This window comes from Kitasatospora sp. MAA19, assembly GCF_029894125.1.
GTDB lineage: Bacteria > Actinomycetota > Actinomycetes > Streptomycetales > Streptomycetaceae > Kitasatospora.
This window is the reverse complement of record NZ_JARXYZ010000011.1, coordinates 129798-147637: the sequence shown is the minus strand read 5'-3', so window position 1 is coordinate 147637 and position 17840 is coordinate 129798. Positions and strand designations below refer to the sequence as shown.

The 17840-nt window shown below is 71.7% G+C and carries 15 protein-coding genes, 1 tRNA gene and 1 pseudogene; 12 read left to right on the top strand and 5 right to left on the bottom strand.

Annotation, left to right across the window (positions count from 1 at the left end):
• Positions 1–673: 673 nt before the first annotated feature.
• Positions 674–1975 (bottom strand): PTS transporter subunit EIIC, encoded by a 1302-nt coding sequence (locus tag P3T27_RS19075; protein ID WP_280680014.1) that lies wholly within the window; start codon positions 1973–1975, stop codon positions 674–676.
• A gap of 387 nt (positions 1976–2362) precedes the next feature.
• On the opposite strand from P3T27_RS19075, the pseudogene P3T27_RS19070 reads away from it, so the two are divergent.
• From P3T27_RS19070 to rdgB, 4 genes and pseudogenes are all read left to right on the top strand, one after another.
• A pseudogene (locus P3T27_RS19070) lies at positions 2363–2611 on the top strand (PTS glucose/sucrose transporter subunit IIB); the annotation flags it as partial.
• Between the two features lie 126 nt (positions 2612–2737).
• Positions 2738–3463, top strand: a complete 726-nt coding sequence (rph, locus tag P3T27_RS19065) for a ribonuclease PH (protein ID WP_280680012.1) — start codon at positions 2738–2740, stop codon at positions 3461–3463.
• Positions 3464–3623: 160 nt separating this feature from the next.
• A complete protein-coding gene (locus P3T27_RS19060; protein WP_280680010.1) occupies positions 3624–4013 on the top strand; it encodes a hypothetical protein in 390 nt (129 codons plus the stop codon).
• Between the two features lie 31 nt (positions 4014–4044).
• On the top strand, positions 4045–4650 hold the full coding sequence (gene rdgB / locus P3T27_RS19055) for an RdgB/HAM1 family non-canonical purine NTP pyrophosphatase (protein WP_280680008.1): 606 nt from the start codon (positions 4045–4047) through the stop codon (positions 4648–4650).
• A 69-nt stretch (positions 4651–4719) separates the two neighbouring features.
• Here rdgB and P3T27_RS19050 read toward each other — a convergent pair.
• Positions 4720–4801, bottom strand: a tRNA-Leu gene (locus P3T27_RS19050).
• A 61-nt stretch (positions 4802–4862) separates the two neighbouring features.
• Positions 4863–5510 (bottom strand): HNH endonuclease signature motif containing protein, encoded by a 648-nt coding sequence (locus P3T27_RS19045; protein ID WP_280680006.1) that lies wholly within the window; start codon positions 5508–5510, stop codon positions 4863–4865.
• A gap of 342 nt (positions 5511–5852) precedes the next feature.
• Here P3T27_RS19045 and P3T27_RS19040 point away from each other — a divergent pair, with 342 nt between their 5' ends.
• A complete protein-coding gene (locus P3T27_RS19040; RefSeq protein ID WP_280680182.1) occupies positions 5853–8261 on the top strand; it encodes a chitinase C-terminal domain-containing protein in 2409 nt (802 codons plus the stop codon).
• A 92-nt stretch (positions 8262–8353) separates the two neighbouring features.
• On the opposite strand, the gene bcp is transcribed toward P3T27_RS19040, so the two are convergent.
• A complete protein-coding gene (bcp, locus tag P3T27_RS19035) occupies positions 8354–8830 on the bottom strand; it encodes a thioredoxin-dependent thiol peroxidase (protein WP_280680004.1) in 477 nt (158 codons plus the stop codon).
• A gap of 150 nt (positions 8831–8980) precedes the next feature.
• On the opposite strand from bcp, the gene P3T27_RS19030 reads away from it, so the two are divergent.
• From P3T27_RS19030 to P3T27_RS19020, 3 genes are all read left to right on the top strand, one after another.
• A complete protein-coding gene (locus tag P3T27_RS19030) occupies positions 8981–9322 on the top strand; it encodes a DUF3618 domain-containing protein (RefSeq protein WP_280680002.1) in 342 nt (113 codons plus the stop codon).
• Between the two features lie 216 nt (positions 9323–9538).
• Positions 9539–9841 carry a co-chaperone GroES gene (locus P3T27_RS19025; RefSeq protein WP_049655715.1) on the top strand — a complete coding sequence of 101 codons (303 nt, stop codon included), beginning with the start codon at positions 9539–9541 and terminating at the stop codon, positions 9839–9841.
• 65 nt (positions 9842–9906) lie between these two features.
• Positions 9907–11085: a winged helix DNA-binding domain-containing protein gene (locus tag P3T27_RS19020; protein ID WP_280680000.1), complete on the top strand. Its 1179-nt coding sequence runs from the start codon at positions 9907–9909 to the stop codon at positions 11083–11085.
• Between the two features lie 17 nt (positions 11086–11102).
• Here P3T27_RS19020 and P3T27_RS19015 read toward each other — a convergent pair whose 3' ends face one another.
• On the bottom strand, positions 11103–13466 hold the full coding sequence (locus P3T27_RS19015; protein WP_280679998.1) for a transglycosylase domain-containing protein: 2364 nt from the start codon (positions 13464–13466) through the stop codon (positions 11103–11105).
• Positions 13467–13712: 246 nt separating this feature from the next.
• On the opposite strand from P3T27_RS19015, the gene P3T27_RS19010 reads away from it, so the two are divergent.
• The 4 genes from P3T27_RS19010 (at position 13713) to P3T27_RS18995 (ending at position 17804) form a co-directional block, all read left to right on the top strand.
• Positions 13713–14600: an ABC-2 family transporter protein gene (locus P3T27_RS19010; RefSeq protein WP_280679997.1), complete on the top strand. Its 888-nt coding sequence runs from the start codon at positions 13713–13715 to the stop codon at positions 14598–14600.
• The gene (locus P3T27_RS19005) at positions 14593–15420 is read left to right on the top strand and encodes an ABC-2 family transporter protein (RefSeq protein WP_348534113.1); all 828 of its coding nucleotides are present in this window, start codon (positions 14593–14595) and stop codon (positions 15418–15420) included. The genes P3T27_RS19010 and P3T27_RS19005 overlap by 8 nt, the downstream gene beginning before the upstream one ends.
• A 26-nt stretch (positions 15421–15446) precedes the next feature.
• On the top strand, positions 15447–16406 hold the full coding sequence (locus tag P3T27_RS19000; RefSeq protein ID WP_280679995.1) for an ATP-binding cassette domain-containing protein: 960 nt from the start codon (positions 15447–15449) through the stop codon (positions 16404–16406).
• A 162-nt stretch (positions 16407–16568) separates the two neighbouring features.
• On the top strand, positions 16569–17804 hold the full coding sequence (locus P3T27_RS18995) for a glycosyltransferase family 2 protein (protein ID WP_280679993.1): 1236 nt from the start codon (positions 16569–16571) through the stop codon (positions 17802–17804).
• Positions 17805–17840 lie beyond the last annotated feature (36 nt).

Genomic DNA, 17840 nt, shown 5'->3' with positions numbered 1-17840 from the left:
GGGGGGAACCCCGGAAAGGGCCACCGCCGGGAAGTGCTATGAAATCGAAACCTAGGTGCGGAACGGCGATCATGATTACCGCCGTGATTGGGATTTTGGCTATTTGCGCAACAAAAGGCCCGGCCCCGCCCGAGGCCGCGGGACCGGGCTCCGGGGCGGGCTCCGGGGCGGGGTCCGGAGGTGGGCGAACGGGCGGGGTGCGGGGTCCTCGGCCGGGCGGAGTCGGGTCGGACGGCGGGGGCGACCGCCGTCGCCCCCGGGGCGACCTCGCGGCGCTCGGGGCGGACGGCGCGAGCGATCGGAGCGGTGGCGGCCGACGGGGCCGAACGTCGCGATCGGGGTGGGCGCGGATCGGAAAACGGACCGGAACCTGGAAGAAGGCATTTGGGAACCGGTGCGGGGCGGTCGGGAGCGGCGGTGTCGTAAAACCCCCGGTGATGCCACGCCCCCACCCCGGTGCCACCCGGCCCCGCCCCCTCCGGAGCCGCCCGGGCCGGGCGGCTCCGGCGCCGATGACCCCTCCCGGCCCGGTGGGCGGCCCGGCCCGGGAATGCGCGCGGTCGATATCGGAATTGTTTTCAGGTCGGGCCGTTGGTCCTTTCCGGAAATGCCGAAGGCCCCCGGGCCGACGGGTCCGGAGGCCATTGCGGGTGATCCCGGATGACGCTCGGTTTCAGATCTTGGTGACGTCCTCGACCTCGCTCTCGTCCTCCCGCCCCGGTGTTTTCAGGTCGAATTTGATGATGATGAACCGGAAGAGCGCGTAGTACACCACGGCGAAGCAGAGCCCGATGGGGATGATCAGCCACGGCTTGGTGGCCAGCCCCCAGTTGATCACGTAGTCGATCAGGCCGGCCGAGAAGCTGAAGCCGTCGTGCACCCCGAGCCCCCAGGTCACCGCCATCGAGACGCCCGTCAGCACCGCGTGCACGCCGTACAGGGCCGGGGCGATGTAGGCGAAGGAGTACTCCAGCGGTTCGGTGACGCCCGTCACGAAGGAGGTCAGGCCGACCGAGAGCATCAGGCCGTAGATCTCCTTGCGGCGGTGCGGCTTCGCCGCGTGCGCGATCGCCAGACCGGCGGCCGGCAGCGCGAACATCATGATCGGGAAGAATCCGGACTGGAACTGGCCGGCCGTCGGGTCGCCCGCCAGGAAGCGCGGGATGTCGCCGTGCACGATGGTGCCGTCCGGCTTGATGAACTCGCCGAACTGGAACCAGACGAAGGTGTTCAGCAGCTGGTGCATGCCGATCAGCAGCAGTGCGCGGTTGAACAGGCCGAAGATGCCGGCGCCGCCCGCGCCCAGGTCGGCCAGGGTCTGGCTGAAGTCGTTGAGCCCGCGGCCGATCGGCGGCCAGACCCCGAGCGCGACGCAGGCGACGGCCAGGCCCACCACGGCGGTGATCATCGGCACCAGGCGGCGGCCGTTGAAGAAGCCCAGCCAGTCGACCAGCTTGGTGCGGTGGAACCGGCCCCAGAGCCAGGCCGACAGCAGGCCGATGACGATGCCGCCCAGCACGCCCGGGTTCTGGTACGTCGCGGCCGCCGCCTTGGCCGAGCCGTAGTCCACGCACTGGCCGGTCCACGCGTCCTGGACCAGGACCGTCCCGGCCTTGCAGCTCTCGGGGAAGGCGTGCAGGACCTTGTAGTACACCAGGAAGCCCACTACGGCGGCCAGCGCCGTCGAACCGTCCGCCTTCTTCGCCATGCCGATCGCGACGCCGACGCAGAACAGCATCGGCAGGCCGAACGAGGAGTCGAGCAGCGCGCCGCCCGCCGAGGCGAAGACCTTCGCGACGTCGGTCCAGCCGAGGCCGTCCTTGCCGAAGACGTCGGGCTGGCCGAGCCGGTTGAGGATGCCGGCCGCGGGCAGCACCGCCACCGGAAGCTGGAGCGAGCGTCCCATCTTCTGGAGGCCGCCGTAGAAGGAGTGCCACCACACTTTCTGCGGGGCCGTGGCGCCTGCCGAACTCATCCGTCGCCCTCCGGGAGCGGTTGCCGGCCGGTGGCCCCTCGCGAGACCCTCGGGCAGGGCCCTGGAACACCCGGGGTCCTTTCCGCGTTCATCGGGGTACACATATATTGGTGTAGACCACTTTGGGACGCAGGCCGCACGCCGGGCGCGAACCCCGCTGATCGTCATCCTCTGGCGACGGTCGGGACCGTGCGCGCCGGACTGGGCCAAAAGTGGACTAACGTGGCAGATCGGACCGGAGCGGGTCATGCTTGTCGCGCTGCCCGGCAGCACGACCGCAGCTGAACCCGCGTCAGCACCGGCACCCGACCTCGCCGGCCACCGGCCGGCGGACACCCCAGCACAGCGCAGGACGGCACCCGGCAGAGCGGCCGGCGGGCCGAGACAGAGGGAGAAAATCAGATGGCCAGCAAGGCTGAGAAGATCGTCGCCGGTCTGGGCGGGATCGACAACATCGAAGAGGTCGAGGGCTGCATCACCCGCCTGCGCACCGAGGTCAAGGACGCCGCCCTGGTCGACGAGGCCGCCCTCAAGGCCGCCGGCGCCCACGGCGTCGTCAAGATGGGCACCGCGATCCAGGTCGTCATCGGCACCGACGCCGACCCGATCGCCGCCGACATCGAGGACATGATGTGAGCTGAGCCACCGGGCTCACCCCACCCCACGGCCCGCCGCCCCACCGGGGAACGGCGGGCCGAGGCGTACCGCGACCGCCCGAGCCGCAGCCGGGACACCCACCCCGAGCGACTACGCTCAGTGCCTATGTCACGCATCGACGGCCGCACCCCCGACCAGCTCCGCCCCATCACCATCGAACGGGGCTGGAGCAAGCACGCCGAAGGATCCGTCCTCATCTCCTACGGCGACACCAAGGTGCTGTGCACCGCCAGCGTCACCGAGGGCGTCCCCCGCTGGCGCAAGGGCAGCGGCGAAGGCTGGGTCACCGCCGAGTACTCCATGCTCCCGCGCGCCACCAACACCCGCGGCGACCGCGAGGCCGTCAAGGGCCGCATCGGCGGCCGCACCCACGAGATCAGCCGGCTCATCGGCCGCTCGCTGCGCGCCGTCGTCGACCACCGCGCCCTCGCCGAGAACACCATCGTCCTCGACTGCGACGTCCTCCAGGCCGACGGCGGCACCCGCACCGCCGCCATCACCGGCGCCTACGTCGCCCTCGCCGACGCCGTCGCCTGGGCCCGCGACAAGAAGCTCCTGCGCGCCAAGGGCCAGCCCATCACCGGCGGCGTCAGCGCGGTCAGCGTCGGCATCATCGACGGCGCCCCGATGCTCGACCTCCAGTACGAGGAGGACGTCCGCGCCGAGACCGACATGAACATCGTCTGCACCTCCGACGGCCGCTTCGTCGAGGTCCAGGGCACCGCCGAAGGCGCCCCCTTCGACCGCGCCCTGCTCGACCGGCTGCTCGACCTCGGCACCCTCGGCTGCGCCGAGCTCGACGAGATCCAGCGCAAGGCCCTGGAGGGCTGAACCCGTTCGGCCCACGGTGCCGTGGAACCGGGTGTACGCGCTGCTGTACAGGCCGGGCCCCGAACCCGTACGGTTCCCGCAGCACCCCTGCTGCGGGAACCGCGCACCCCCCGGCGCGCGTCCCGTCCCACGGAACCCGCGCGCCCCACAGGAGGTCCGGATGCCGTCGAGCATCGCCCGTCCCGCCGCTCTCGCCGTGGCCGGCCTGATCGCGATCCTCCCACTCAGCATGGTCAGTTGCTCCGCGGCGCAGAAGGCGATCGACTGCGGGAACACGGCGGTCAAGATCACCGGCGACCTCGCCGACGTCACCAGCGCCTACGGCAACGCGAGCAACGACTCGGCGGCCGCCGGGAAGGCGCTGCAGAAGCTGAAGAACGACCTCGACCAGGTCGGCAGGAACTCCAAGAACACCGACGTCGCCAAGGCCGTCGCCGACCTGCAGAAGCAGGCCGACAAGGTCCAGCAGGCCGTCGACAAGAAGGAGGTCCCCGACCTCAAGCCGCTCGGCGACGCGGCCGGCAACCTCACCTCGGTCTGCACCGGCTGACGCCCGGACGGCTCCGGATAGGGTGGGCGATATGTCCACCCGATTGATCCTCGCCACCCGTAACCAGCACAAGGTCGCCGAACTCCGCGCCATCCTCGGCGAGGCCGGCCTGGACGTCGAACTCGTCGGTGCCGACGCCTACCCCGAGATCCCGGACGTCCCCGAGACCGGCGTCACCTTCGCCGAGAACGCCCTCCTCAAGGCCCACGCCCTCGCCCGCGCCACCGGCCTGCCCGCCGTCGCCGACGACTCCGGCCTCTGCGTCGACGTCCTCAACGGCGCCCCCGGCATCTTCTCCGCCCGCTGGGCCGGCAAGCACGGTGACGACCGCGCCAACCTCGACCTGCTGCTCGCCCAGCTCTCCGACATCGCCGACCCGCACCGCGGCGCCCACTTCTTCTGCGCCGCCGCCCTCGCCCTCCCCGACGGCACCGAGCGCGTCGTCGAGGGCCGTCTCCTCGGCACCCTGCGCACCGCCCCCTCCGGCGACGGCGGCTTCGGCTACGACCCGATCCTCCAGCCCCTCGGCGAGACCCGCACCTGCGCCGAACTCGCCCCCGCCGAGAAGAACGCCATCAGCCACCGCGGCCACGCCTTCCGCGCCCTGGCCCCGGTGGTGAAGGACCTCCTGGGCTGAGGGAAGGTCGAAGGGCCCGACCGGAATTCCTCTATCCGGTCGGGCCCTTCGATTTGAAGGCCTACTCGGTGCGGCCGAAGGGATTCGAACCCTCAAGCCCTCACGGGCCAACGGACCTAAACCGTCTGCGTCGCCACTGCGCCACGGCCGCTTGTCCTGCTGGCCATCATGTTACTGGTCCCGTGGAACGGCTGGCACCTTCGTTTCCGTCGTCACGGAGCACGGAGGTTGCTCTTCTTCCGCCGACAGTACGTCGGAGTGACGGCGTGGCAGTTCGGGCAGAGCAGCCGGAGGTTGCCCGGCCGGTTGTCCGACCAGTCGCCGTTGATGTGGTCGACCTCCAGAGTGAGTGGACGTCCCTGCCATTCCGGCCCGGTGCCGCAGCCTTCGCACCGCTCGGGTCGGCCGAGCTCGGAGAGGGCCTGGCGGATCCGCGAACCGGGAATCCGCTTGGCCTCCCAGGGGCGTTGGACGAGAACCTCCTCCGGGGGTAGCCGCCGGGGCGAGGTCTTGCCGCGGTTGTGCGCTTGGCCGGTGAAGTGAGACGTATCAATACCGAGGGCCTTGATGCGTCGCCCGATGTGCGCCTGGGTGCCGCCGGCCTGGCGTCGGTCGAGGTAGCGGACCACGCCGGCCACGCTGCGCGAGGCGGCGACGGCTTCCTGTAGTAGCTCCTTCGTGTAGACGGTTCCGGGCGCCGGAAAGTGCGACGCGTCGATGCCGTACGCCTTGATCCTCTGGCGTAGGTACGAGCGGTTGTAGTTGTTCGGCTCTCGACCGAGCGAGATCAGCATCTCCTCCAGTGAGGCTGCGGATGCGGCGGCCGCTGCGAGCAGGTCGCGGGTGTACTTGACCAACACGGGTGTTCCCCCTCGGGGCAGTCGTTCGCCCCTCTCCCGGATGGGGCAACGAGCGGTGGGGGATTCGGTGACGGGTGGCGGGGTTTCGGCCAGGGGGTGACTTGTTGTCGTCGGCGGGGTGACCGGCGGGGTTTTGGGCTTGATGACCAATTGGTACAGACCTATTGACCTATGTGGTTCAGACCACATAGCTTCGGCGCCAATTGCAATCCCCCACGTGCGTGCTCCCCCACAGGCACGCGCCGACACTCTCTCCCGGAGGACCGAGTGTTGATCCGAAGCACGGCGCCGCGGCGTCCCACCGCCGCCCACCGCCGCAAGAGCCCGGCCGCCCGGGCGGGCGTGGCCTCGCTGGCGGCGGCCGGCCTGGCCGGCCTGCTGCTGGCGACGCTGGGCGCGGCGCCCTCGCAGGCGTCCGCGACCGTCGACAACGGGGCCTGTCGCCCCGACGGCCTGTACCAGACGCCCGGGGTGGACGTCCCGTACTGCTCCGTCTACGACACCGGCGGCCGCGAGAAGATGGGCGCGGACCACCAGCGCCGCATCATCGGCTACTTCACCGGCTGGCGCACCGGCAAGAACGGCGACCAGCCCTACCTGGTGAACGACATCCCCTGGGACAAGGTCACCCATCTGAACTACGCGTTCGGCCACGTCGGCGGCGACAACAAGCTCTCGGTCGGCACCGACGGCCCGACCAGCGAGGCCACCGGCATCTCCTTCCCGGGCGTGCCCGGCGCCGAGTTGGACCCGACGCTGCCCTACAAGGGCCACTTCAACCTGCTGACGAAGTTCAAGAAGCAGTACCCGAACGTCAAGACCCTGATCTCGGTGGGCGGTTGGACCGAGACCGGCGGCTACTTCGGGGACGACGGCAAGCGCGTCAACACCGGCGGCTTCTACTCGATGACCGTCAACCCGGACGGCAGCGTCAACCAGGCCGGCATCGACACCTTCGCGGCCTCGTCCGTCGACTTCATCCGCAAGTACGGTTTCAACGGCGTCGACATCGACTACGAGTACCCGACCTCGATGAAGGACGCCGGCAACCCGCTGGACTGGCAGCTCGCCAACTCCAAGCGCGGTTCGCTGGCGAAGGGTTACGCGGCGCTGATGAAGACGCTGCGCGAGAACCTGGACCGGGCCGGCGCCGCCGACGGCAGGCACTACCTGCTGTCGGTCGCGGCCCCGTCGTCCGGCTACCTGCTGCGCGGCATGGAGACCTTCCAGGTGGCGCAGTACCTGGACTACGTCAACATCATGTCGTACGACCTGCACGGCGCCTGGAACAAGTACGTCGGCCCGAACGCCTCGCTGTTCGACGACGGCAAGGACGGCGAGCTGGCGGCGGCCAACGTGTACGGCACCGGCCAGTACGGCGGCATCGGCTACCTGAACGCCGACTGGTCGTACCACTACTTCCGCGGCGCGATGCCGGGCGGCCGGATCAACGTCGGCCTGCCGTACTACACCCGCGGCTTCAAGAACGTCACCGGCGGCACCAACGGCCTCTGGGGCACGGCCGCGGCGACCACCTGCCCGGTCGGCTCCGGCCTGACCTCCTGCGGTGACGGCGCGGTCGGCATCGACAACATCTGGAACGACAAGGACGACGCGGGCAAGGAGTCCCCGGCCGGGTCGAACCCGATGTGGCACGCGAAGAACCTGGAGAAGGGCATCCTGCCCGACTACCTGGCCAAGTACGGCGTGAGCGACACCGCGCTGCAGGGCACCTACGCCCGCAACTACAGCAGCGCCCTGGTGGCGCCGTGGCTGTGGAACGACGCCAAGAAGGTGTTCCTCTCCACCGAGGACGAGCAGTCGGTGGGCGCCAAGGCGGACTACATCGTCGACCAGGGCGCCGGCGGCGCGATGATCTGGGAGCTCGCGGGCGACTACACGTGGGACGCGGCCGCCAACGGCGGCAAGGGTGAGTACGTGCCGGGCTCGACGCTGACCTCGCTGATGTACGACAAGTTCAAGGCGGCCACGCCGTACGGCGCGACCCGTTCGACGATCACGTTGCCGCAGCAGACCCTGCCGATCGACGTGTCGTTCACCAACTTCGCGCTGGGCGACTCGAACTACCCGATCAACCCGAAGATCCACATCGTCAACAACTCGACGACGACCCTGCCGGGCGGCACCGAGTTCCAGTTCGACTACGGCAACTCGGCTCCGGGCAACGCCAAGGACCAGTCCGGCTTCGGCCTCCAGGTCATCCGGCAGGACAACCCCGGTCCGGGCAACGTGGGCGGTCTGAAGGGCACCTACAACCGGGTGTCGGTCAAGCTGCCGGGCTGGCAGTCGCTGGCGCCGGGCGCCTCGGCGGACCTGGACTTCGTCTACTACCTGCCGGTCTCGACCCCGTCGAACTGGACGGTCAACGTGAACGGGACGCTGTACGGGCTCAAGGGCGACCTGACCCGGGGCACGGTGGGCGGCGGCACACCGACCCCGACCCCGACGCCGACCCCCACGCCTACCGCGACCGCGACGGCTTCTCCGACGGCCTCACCGACCGCGACCGCGACGGCCTCACCGACCGCCACGGCCACGGCCACCGCGACCGCCACCCCGACCTCGGGCGCCTGCACGGCCGCCCCGAGCTGGGACGCGGGCACCGCCTACGCGACCACCACCAAGGTGTCGTGGAAGGGCCACTACTACCAGAACAAGTGGTGGACCAAGGGCGACGACCCCGCGGCCAGCGGCGCGTGGGGTGTCTGGAGCAACCTCGGGGCGTGCTGACGCCGCCCTGAGGTGAGAGACGGCGGTGGCGGTGCACCCGGTCGGGGGGTGTGCCGCCACCGCTGCGTGGTCAGGGTCTCAGGGCCGGAGTCTCAGGCGGTCTCGACCTTGAGGTCGCGCAGCAGCTTGGCGACGTGCCCGGTGGCCTTGACGTTGTAGAGGGCGCGCTCGACCTTGCCCTGCTCGTCCACGATCACGGTGGAGCGGATCACACCGACGTAGGTGCGGCCGTAGTTCTGCTTCTCCCCGAAGGCGCCGTAGGCCTCCAGCACCTTGTGGTCGGGGTCGGACACCAGGGTGACCTTGAGGTCCTCGGCCTCGCGGAACTTGCCGAGCTTCTCCGGCTTGTCCGGCGAGACGCCGATGACGTCGTAGCCGGCGCCCGCGAACACCTCCAGGTTGTCGGTGAAGTCGCAGGCCTGCTTGGTGCAGCCGGGCGTGAGCGCGGCCGGGTAGAAGTAGACGATGACCTTGCGGCCCAGGTGGTCGGCGAGGGACACCTGCTTGCCGTCGGCGTCGGGCAGGCTGAAGGCGGGCGCGGTGTCGCCGGGCTGGAGACGCTCACTCACGGGTTGACTCTCCTGGTGCGTGCGGGGCGGGCGGTCGTACCACGGCAAACTTACCCCCGATGGTGGGTGGGGCCGCGCGGCCGTGCTCGGCAGCTGACAGACTGGGTCAGTCGCACAGGACAACATCAGTAAGTGAATGGGGTGGCCCGAGTGGGCGAGGCGAGCACGAAGGACAAGTCGGCGCGGACGACCGCCCAGATCGAGGCGGACATCGCCCGGACCCGCACCCAGCTGGCGGACACCCTGGACGAGCTGGCCGTGCGCGTCCACCCGAGCACGATCAGCGCCCAGGTGAAGGCGAAGGCGGTGGCGGCCGTCGAGGAGAAGGCCGGCCGGGCGTACGTGGCGGCCAACGGCGTGGTGGAGAAGGTGCGGGCGCAGTTCGTGGACGAGAAGGGGCAGCCGCGCAGGGAGCGGATCGTCCCGGCCGCGCTGGTCGGCGTGGGCGTGGTGCTGCTGGTGGCCTCCGTCCGGAGGCGTCGCAAGGGCTGAGCGGGTGCGATGCGAGGGGCCGGGCGCGGGAGGCGCCCGGCCTTCGGTGTGCCCGGCGGCCCTCCGCACACCGGCCCAGCGTCACGCTCCGCGCCCGGGGGCGGTACCTTCGGGATCGTGAGTACGAACGACGAACCGACCCCGCAGCCCGCCTCCGCCGCACCCGAGTACGAGGCGTCGCGGCACGACCGGCTGGGCGAGAAGCTGCCGATCAGGATGCTGCACGACCGCGTGCTGGTGCGGATCGAGGGCGGCGAGGGCGAGCGCCGCTCGACCGGCGGCATCCTCATTCCCGCGACCGCGGAGCTCAGTAAAAGGTGCACGTGGGCGGAAGCTGTGGCCGTGGGCCAGAGCGTGCGCTCGGTGGAGCCGGGTGACCGGGTGCTCTACGACCCGGAGGACAAGCTGGAGGTCGAGGTCCGCGGCGCGACCTACGTGCTGCTGCGCGAGCGCGACCTGCACGCGGTGGCGGCGACCCGCTTCGGCGACACGGAGGGCTCGACCGGCCTCTATCTCTGAAACCTCCGAACACCTCCGAACCTTTGGACCTCTGAACTGTCGGTGGCGGGCGCTAGGGTCCGGGCATGACGAGGCGGGTGCCGGTGATCGGCGAGGGTGAGCGGCGGGCCCGGGTGGGGCGGCGGCAGTTGCTGGCGCCCTCGGCGCGGGCGGCGCGGGTGGAGCAGGTGGCGGACGCGGTGGTGGGGCTGCACGCCTCGGACGCCGCGACGGTGTACCTGTCGGCGTGCGCGCGGCTGGCCGAGCCGTCGGCGGCGGAGGTGGAGCGGGCGCTCTACGAGGACGTCACGCTGGTGAAGCTGCTGTCGATGCGGCGGACGATCTTCGCGGTGACGGAGGGCTTCGCGCCGTACGTGAGCTCGTCGACGGCGCGCGCGATCGCCGCGAAGGAGCGGGCGACGCTGCTCAAGCACCTGCGGGACCACGCGGAGGGCTGGGACGAGCCGCGGCTGGCCGGGGCGGAGCGCGCCGTGCTGGCCGCCCTGGCCCGGCGCGGCGAGGCGACGACGAAGGAACTCGGCGACGACGTACCGGAGTTGCGCGAGACGATGCTGAGGTCGGCGGGCAAGTCGTACGAGAACAGGCAGAGCGTGGGCAGTCGGCTGCTGCGGCTGCTGGCCGCGGACGGGCACGTGCGGCGGGGCCGTCCGCGCGGGTCGTGGCTGAGCAGCGTCTATCCGTGGGCGCCGGTGCCGCAGTGGCCGGAGGTGCCGGTGCGGGAGGCGAAGGCGGAGGTGGTGCGGCGCTGGCTGGCCGCGTACGGCCCGGCGACCGTCGAGGACGTGAAGTGGTGGACGGGCTGGACGCTCGGGGACACCCGCAGGGCGGTGGCGGACGTGGGCGCCGAGGACGTGGAGCTGGCGGGCGGGGTGGCGGCGCTGGTGCTGCCGGGGGACGCCGGGCCGGTGGCGGAGCCGGAGCCGTGGGCGGCGCTGCTGCCGGCGCTGGATCCGGTGGTGATGGGCTGGCGGGGGCGGGACTGGTACCTGCGGCCGGAGGACGTGCCGGCGCTGTTCGACCGGGCGGGCAATGCCGGGCCGACGGTGTGGTGGTGCGGCCGGGTGGTGGGCGGTTGGGCGCAGCGTCCGGACGGCGAGGTGGTGTGGCGGCTGTTCGGTGATGTCGGGGCGGAGGCCGAGGCGGCGATCGCGGGGGAGGCGGCGCGGTTGGCGGGCTGGTTGGGGGAGGTGCGGGTGACGCCGCGGTTCCGGACGCCGCTGGAGCGGGAGTTGGTGGCGCGGTAGCTCACTGAGCCGGTACCTCACTGGGCCGGTACCTCGTGGGCCGGTGGTGTCGCGGACGCCGCCGGGGGGTTGGTGGCGGCGGGGGTGGTGGGTGTGCCGGTCGGGTGGGTGGGCCGGGTGTGGGTGGGTCGGGCGGTGGGGCTGGGCTGCTCCTGGGTGGGGGTGGGCTGGGGTGCCGGCGGGCTGGGGGCGGTCGGGCCGGGGGCGGGGTCGCCGGTGGGGGCCGGCGCGCTGGGGGCGCGGGTGGGGGTGTCGGGCGCGGGTGCGGGTGCGCTGGTGGGGGGTTCCTCGGCGGCGGTGGTGGTGGGCGTGGTGGCGGTTGGCCTGGGGGTGCTGGTGGCGCTGCTGCTCGGGCTGTAGCTGGGGGCGGGGGTGTCGCGGTCGGTCTGCAGGTCGAACTGCTGGGTGGCGGTGCCGTTGAGGGCGGCGGCCATGTAGGCGGTCCAGATCTGCGTGGGGAAGGCGCCGCCGTTGATCCGGGTGAGTCCGGCGGTGCCGGTCAGCGGTTCCTTGGCGTGGGTCTTCGGGTTCTCGCGGAACAGGCCGACGGTGGTGGTGAGTTCGGGGGTGTAGCCGGCGAACCAGGCGGAGAGGTTGGAGTCGGTGGTGCCGGTCTTGCCGGCGGCGGGGCGGCCGAGGTCGAGGGCGGCGGCGCCGGTGCCGCGGGGGCTGACGACGTCGCGCAGGACGTCGGTGACGGCGTCGGCGTAGGAGCGGTCGATGGCGTCGACGGGGGTGTGGTCGGGCATCTTGGGGACGTCGACGGCGCCGCCGGTGTGGACGCGTTCGAGTTTGAGGACGGACCACGGGGCGTTCGCCTGGCCGTGGTTGGCGAGGGTGGCGTAGGCGCCGGCCAGGTCGATGGCGCTGGGGGTGGCGGTGCCGAGGGTCATCGAGGTGTTGGCCGGGTCCATGCCGCGGACGTTGTCGGGGATGCCGAGTTTGACGGCGGTGTCGCGGACGCGGGTGAGGCCGGCGTCGACGCCTTCCTGGGCGTACACGGAGTTGACGGACTTCACCATGGCGTAGCGCAGGGTGATGTCGCCGTAGTCGATGTCGTCCTCGTTGGGCGGCGCGTAGGGGGTGGGACCACCGGTGACGGGGCGTTCGCTGGTGCCGTCGTAGCGGGTGTCGGGGGTGATCCGCGTTCCGTCGAGGGTGTGTTGGGCGATGAGGCCGGCGGCGAGGTCGATGGGTTTGAAGGTGGAGCCGATCTGGTTGTCCTGGCGCAGGGCGTCGTTGTAGGGCTGCTTGGCGTAGTCGGGGCCGCCGTAGACGGCGACGACGCGGCCGGTGGCGGGTTCGACGGAGGCGCCGGCGACCCGGACGTCGGTGTCGGTGGTGGGGCGGGTCCGGGGGTCGAGTTCGTCGGTGAGCTCGTCCTGGACGGCCTTGCTGAAGGCGTCCTGCTTGGGCTTGTCGAAGGTGGTGGTGATGCGCCAGCCGCCGGCCTTGAGGGTGGCGGTGTCGATGATGCCGGCGGAGACGAGGTAGTCGTCGGCGACGCCGACGAGGTAGCCGGCCTGGCCGGAGAGGCCGGTGGCGGGCTGGGGGTCGTTCGGTTCGGGGAAGGTGGTGGCGGCGCGTTCGGCGTTGGTGAGGAAGCCGAGTTGGACCATGCCGTCGAGGGTGTAGTGCCAGCGGGCGATGGCTTTCTCGCGGTTGGCGGGGGTGGCGGTCTTGACGTCGTAGCTGCTGGGGGCCTGGAGGAGGGAGGCGAGGTAGGCGCCCTGGGCGAGGGTGAGGGCGGAGACGTCGACGCCGTAGTAGGCGTGGGCGGCGCTCTGGATGCCGTAGGCGCCGCGGCCGAAGTAGCTGCTGTTGAGGTAGCCGGCGAGGATGTCCGGCTTGTCGCGCTGCTGGTCGACCTTGAGGGCGATGAAGAGTTCGCGGCCCTTGCGCTCGATGGTCTTGTCCTGCGTCAGGTAGTAGTTCTTGACGTACTGCTGGGTGATGGTGGAGCCGCCCTGCATGCCCTTGCCGGTGAGGGTGTTCCAGCCGGCCCGGAGCATGCCCTTCAGGTCGATGCCGCGGTTGCGGTAGAAGGTGCGGTCCTCGGCGGAGACGACGGCGTGCTGGGTCTGCAGCGGGATCTGGTCGATGGTGACGTCGGTGCGGTTGACGGCGCCGGTGCGGGCGATCTCGGTGGTGCCGTCGGCGTAGAGGTAGATGTTGTTCTGGGCGACGGCGTGGGCGTTGGGGTCGGGGACCGGGACGATGACGTAGAGCGCGGCGAAGGCGCCGACGGCGAGGAGCAGCACGGCGGCGAGGGTGCCGAGGGTGATCCGCCAGGTGGGCAGGATCCGGCGCCAGCGGGGGAGGGCGCGGCGGGCCGCGCGGCGGGCGGCTCGTTTGGCCTGGCGCCGGGTGCTCAGGGTCATGCCGCGATTATGTGCTATTTGACGGGCACTCAGGGGTTGGTCCGGGGTTGGCGTGCGTGGGAAAAACGGGGTGCGGCGGCTGATCGTCGGCGGTACGGTGAAAGATGCAAACCGCATAGCGCACCCAGTTCTGGCAGCTCCGCCCGTTCGGCCCGGTACCCCCGGGTTCGGCCGGTCGGGGCCACTGCGGCGTGCGCGGACGTCTGTGGGCATCCGCCTGCCCGTATTTGTCGACAAGGAGACAATATGCTGAACGCCGCACCCGTGGAGGCGCAGGTCGGACGCCCTCCCGACCCCGACCCCGGCCCCGGTCCCACCGGGCTCGCCTCCGCGCTCGGGCTCTACGCCGCCGTCGCCCGTGGCGCCTTCCGCCGCTACTCCACCTACCGGGCCGCCACCCTGGCCGGCACCTTCACCAACACCGTCTTCGGCATCATCCTGGCCTCCTCCTTCCTCGCCCTCTGGCAGGCCCGCCCCAACCTCGGCGGCTACGACCAGAGCCAGGCCGTCACCTACATCTGGGTCAGCCAGGCCCTGCTGGTCACCGTCGCGGTGTGGGGCGGCGGCTTCCAGGACGACGTCCAGGACCGCTTCCGCAGCGGGGACATCGCCGTCGACCTCTACCGCCCGGTCGATTTCCAGGGCTGGTGGCTGGCCACCGACCTCGGCCGGGCCGCCTTCCAGCTGCTGGTCCGCGGCACCGTGCCGCTGCTGGTCGGCGCGCTGGTGTTCCGCACCCGGATGCCCGAGCAGCCGGTGACCTGGGCGGTCTTCCTGCTCTCGGTGCTGCTCGCGGTGGTGGTCAGCTTCGGGCTGCGCTTCCTGGTCTCGATCACCGGCTTCTGGCTGCACGACTCGGAGGGGGTGCGTTCGGTGATGCTGGTGGTCTCGATGTTCTTCTCCGGGATGCTGCTGCCGATCGCGCTCTTCCCCGGCCTGCTCGGTGAGCTCGCCCCGGTGCTGCCCTGGGCGGCGCTGGTGAAGGTGCCGACCGACGTGTTCCTGGAGCGCGCGACCGGCACCGGCCTGGTCGGCGCGCTCGGCTTCCAGCTCGCCTGGGCCGTCGCCCTGCTCGCCGCGGGCCGGGGCGCCCAGTGGCTGGCGACCCGCAAGGTGGTGGTGCAGGGTGGCTGAGCCCCTGCTCGCCCGGACCGGCTGGGCGGTCCGCTCCTGGTGGCTGTGCGCCCGGATGTGGATGCGCTCGATGATGGCCTACCGGGCCTCGTTCGCGCTGAACCTGCTGGCCAGCCTGGTCACCCACTCGCTGGACTTCGTGGTGCTGGTGCTGATGTTCCGGCACACCGACCAGCTCGGCGGCTGGCGCCTGCCGGAGATCGCCTTCCTCTACGCCACCGCGACCTTCGCCCTCGGGGTGGCCAACATGCTGGTCGGCTCGGTCGACGGCCTCGGCGTGCGGATCGTCAACGGGTCGCTGGACACCATGCTGATCCGGCCCGCGCCCGCGCTCGCCCAACTGTGCGCCGAACGCTTCTCGCTGCGCCGGATCGGCCGCCCGCTCCAGGCCCTGGCGGTGCTCGCCTGGTCGCTGGCCACCCTGGACGTGCACTGGACCTGGGACCGCGTGCTGCTGGTGCCCGCCCTGCTGGTCTGCGGCAGCGTCATCTTCGGCGCGATCTACGTCGGCGGCGCGACCGTGCAGTTCTGGTGGGGGGAGTCCAAGGAGATCCAGAACTCCTTCACCTACGGCGGCGCGACCCTGCTGCACTACCCGCCGACCATCTTCGCCAAGGAGCTGGTGGCCGGCGTGGTCTTCGGCGTCCCGCTGGCCTTCGTCAACTGGCTGCCCGCCCTGCACGTCCTCGGCCGGCCCGACCCGCTCGGCCTGCCCACCGCCTTCCAGTTCGCCTCCCCGCTCGCCGCCGCGCTCTGCGTCGCCGCCGCCGGGCTCGCCTGGCGGGCCGGACTGCGCGCCTACCGCGGCACCGGCAGCTGAACCCGCCCTCCACACAAGGAACTTCCATGGCACTGATCGAACTCGAGGACGTCCGCCGCACCTTCACCGTGCGGGCCCGCACCGGCCGGTTCAGCCGGGAGAAGCGCGAGGTGCGCGCGGTGGACGGGCTGAGCTTCACTGTCGAGGCCGGCGAGTGCGTCGGCTACATCGGCCCCAACGGCGCCGGCAAGTCGACCACCGTCAAGATGCTCACCGGCATCCTCGTGCCCAGCGGCGGGCGGCTGCGCGTCGCCGGGGTGGACCCGGCCCGCGAACGCGTCGCGCTGGCCCGCCGGATCGGCGTCGTCTTCGGCCAGCGCACCACCCTCTGGTGGGACCTGCCGCTGCGCGACTCCTTCGAGCTCGCCCGCCGGATCTACCGCATCCCCGACCGGCGATATCGCGAGAACCTCGGCCGCTGCGTCGAACTGCTCGACCTGGAAGGACTGCTGGACACCCCCGTCCGGCAGCTCTCGCTCGGCCAGCGGATGCGCGGCGACCTCGCGGCGGCGCTGCTGCACGACCCGCAGGTGCTCTACCTGGACGAGCCGACCATCGGCCTGGACGTGGTCAGCAAGGGGAAGGTGCGGGAGTTCCTGCGCGAGGTGAACCAGGACCGGGGCACCACCGTGCTGCTCACCACCCACGACCTGACCGACATCGAGCAGCTCTGCGGCCGGGTCATGGTGATCGACCACGGCCGGGTCGTCTACGACGGCGGGCTGGACGGGCTGCACGCCACCGGGCGCAGCGAGCGCACCCTGGTGGTCGACCTGGCCGAGGCCCGGCCCGCGATCGAGGTGGCCGGCGCCCGGGTGGTGAAGGTCGAGGGGCCGCGCCAGTGGCTGGCCTTCCCGGCGCAGCAGAGCGCGGCGCCGATCGTGGCGGCGGTGGCCGCGCGCTACCCGCTGGTGGACCTGTCGGTGCGCGAGCCGGCGATCGAGGACGTGATCGCGCGGATGTACGCGGAGGTGGCGATCGGCTGACGCCTGGCGGGTACCTCCCGCCTGACTCATCCGAACGTTCGACCGCCGTACCTCCGGTCGGCCGCGGCCACCCGTCCGGGGAGGGCACGTGACTCCCCGGCGGGTGGCCGAGTTGATGGTGCATCGCTCGGCGAACCGCACACCGGAGGGCAGCGTTTCTCGATGGCCGGACCCGATGTGACCGTGGTGGTCGCGGTCTACAACACCCTGCCCTACCTCACCGCCTGCCTGGACTCGCTGGTCGGGCAGACCCTGGCGCCCGGGCGCCTTGAGGTGGTGGTCGTCGACGACGGCTCCACGGACGGCGGCGAGGCCGCACTGGACGACTACGCCGCCCGCCACCCCGGTCTGTTCCGGGTGGTGCACCAGCCCAACTCGGGCGGCCCGGCGGCCCCCACCAACCGGGGCGTGGCGCTGGCCCGCGGCCGCTACGTGCTCTTCCTCGGCGCGGACGACTGGCTCGGCGCCGAGGCGCTGGAGCGGCTGGTCGCGGCGGCCGACGCCTGGGGGTCGGACGTGCTGGTGCCCAAGCAGGTGGGGGTGAACGGGCGGCTGGTGCCGCAGGGGATCTTCCACGCCGACGCGGAGTCCGTCGGCTTCACCGACTCGGCGCTGGCCTGGGCGCTGGCCGACACCAAGCTGTTCCGGCTGGACCTCATCCGGTGCCACGGGCTGCGCCGCGACGAGGAGTTGAAGGTCTTCTCGGATCAGCCGTTCACCCTGGAGGCCTGCCTGCGGGCGGCCCGGGTGTCCGTCCTCGCCGACTACGACTGCTACTTCCTGGTGCTGCGCGAGGACCGGGGCAACGTCACCCAGCGGGCCGGGGTGCTGGACCGGCTGCGCGGGATCGCGGCGCTGCAGCAGGTCGCCGCCGATCTGGCCGAGCCCGGCGAGGAGTTGGACGCGATCCGGGCCCGCAGCTTCGCCTGGGACGTGCCGCGGCTGCTCCAGGACGACTTCCTGCTGCTGGACGACGCCGTCCAGCAGCAGGTGTGCGCCGAGGTCGGCCGCCTGGTCGAGCGCTTCGGCGCCCGCGCGGTCTACCCGCGGCTGCCGGTCGCCGAGCGGCTGCGGCTCGAACTCGCCGCCGCCGTGCGGCCGGAGGCGCTGCGCGACCTGATCCGGTACGAGGCCGCGCACGGCGACCCGCCGGTGGTCGTGGACGGGCGGCGGCACTACGCGGGCTACCCGGCGTTCCGGGACGCCCGGCTGGGGCTGGCGGACGAGGTCTTCCTGCTGCACGAGGAGCCGGAGCCGCTGCCGGCGGGGGTCCCGCCGCTCAACCTGGCCCAGCAGCTGTGGCGCGGCGCCGTGCCGGCGCAGCTGCGGCGCGGGCTGCGGCGGCGCTATCCGGCGTGGCGCCGGCTGGCCGACACGGTGAACGGAGGCCGGGGATGAGCCTGGACGTCTGTGTGGTCGCGGGGGTGCGGCGGA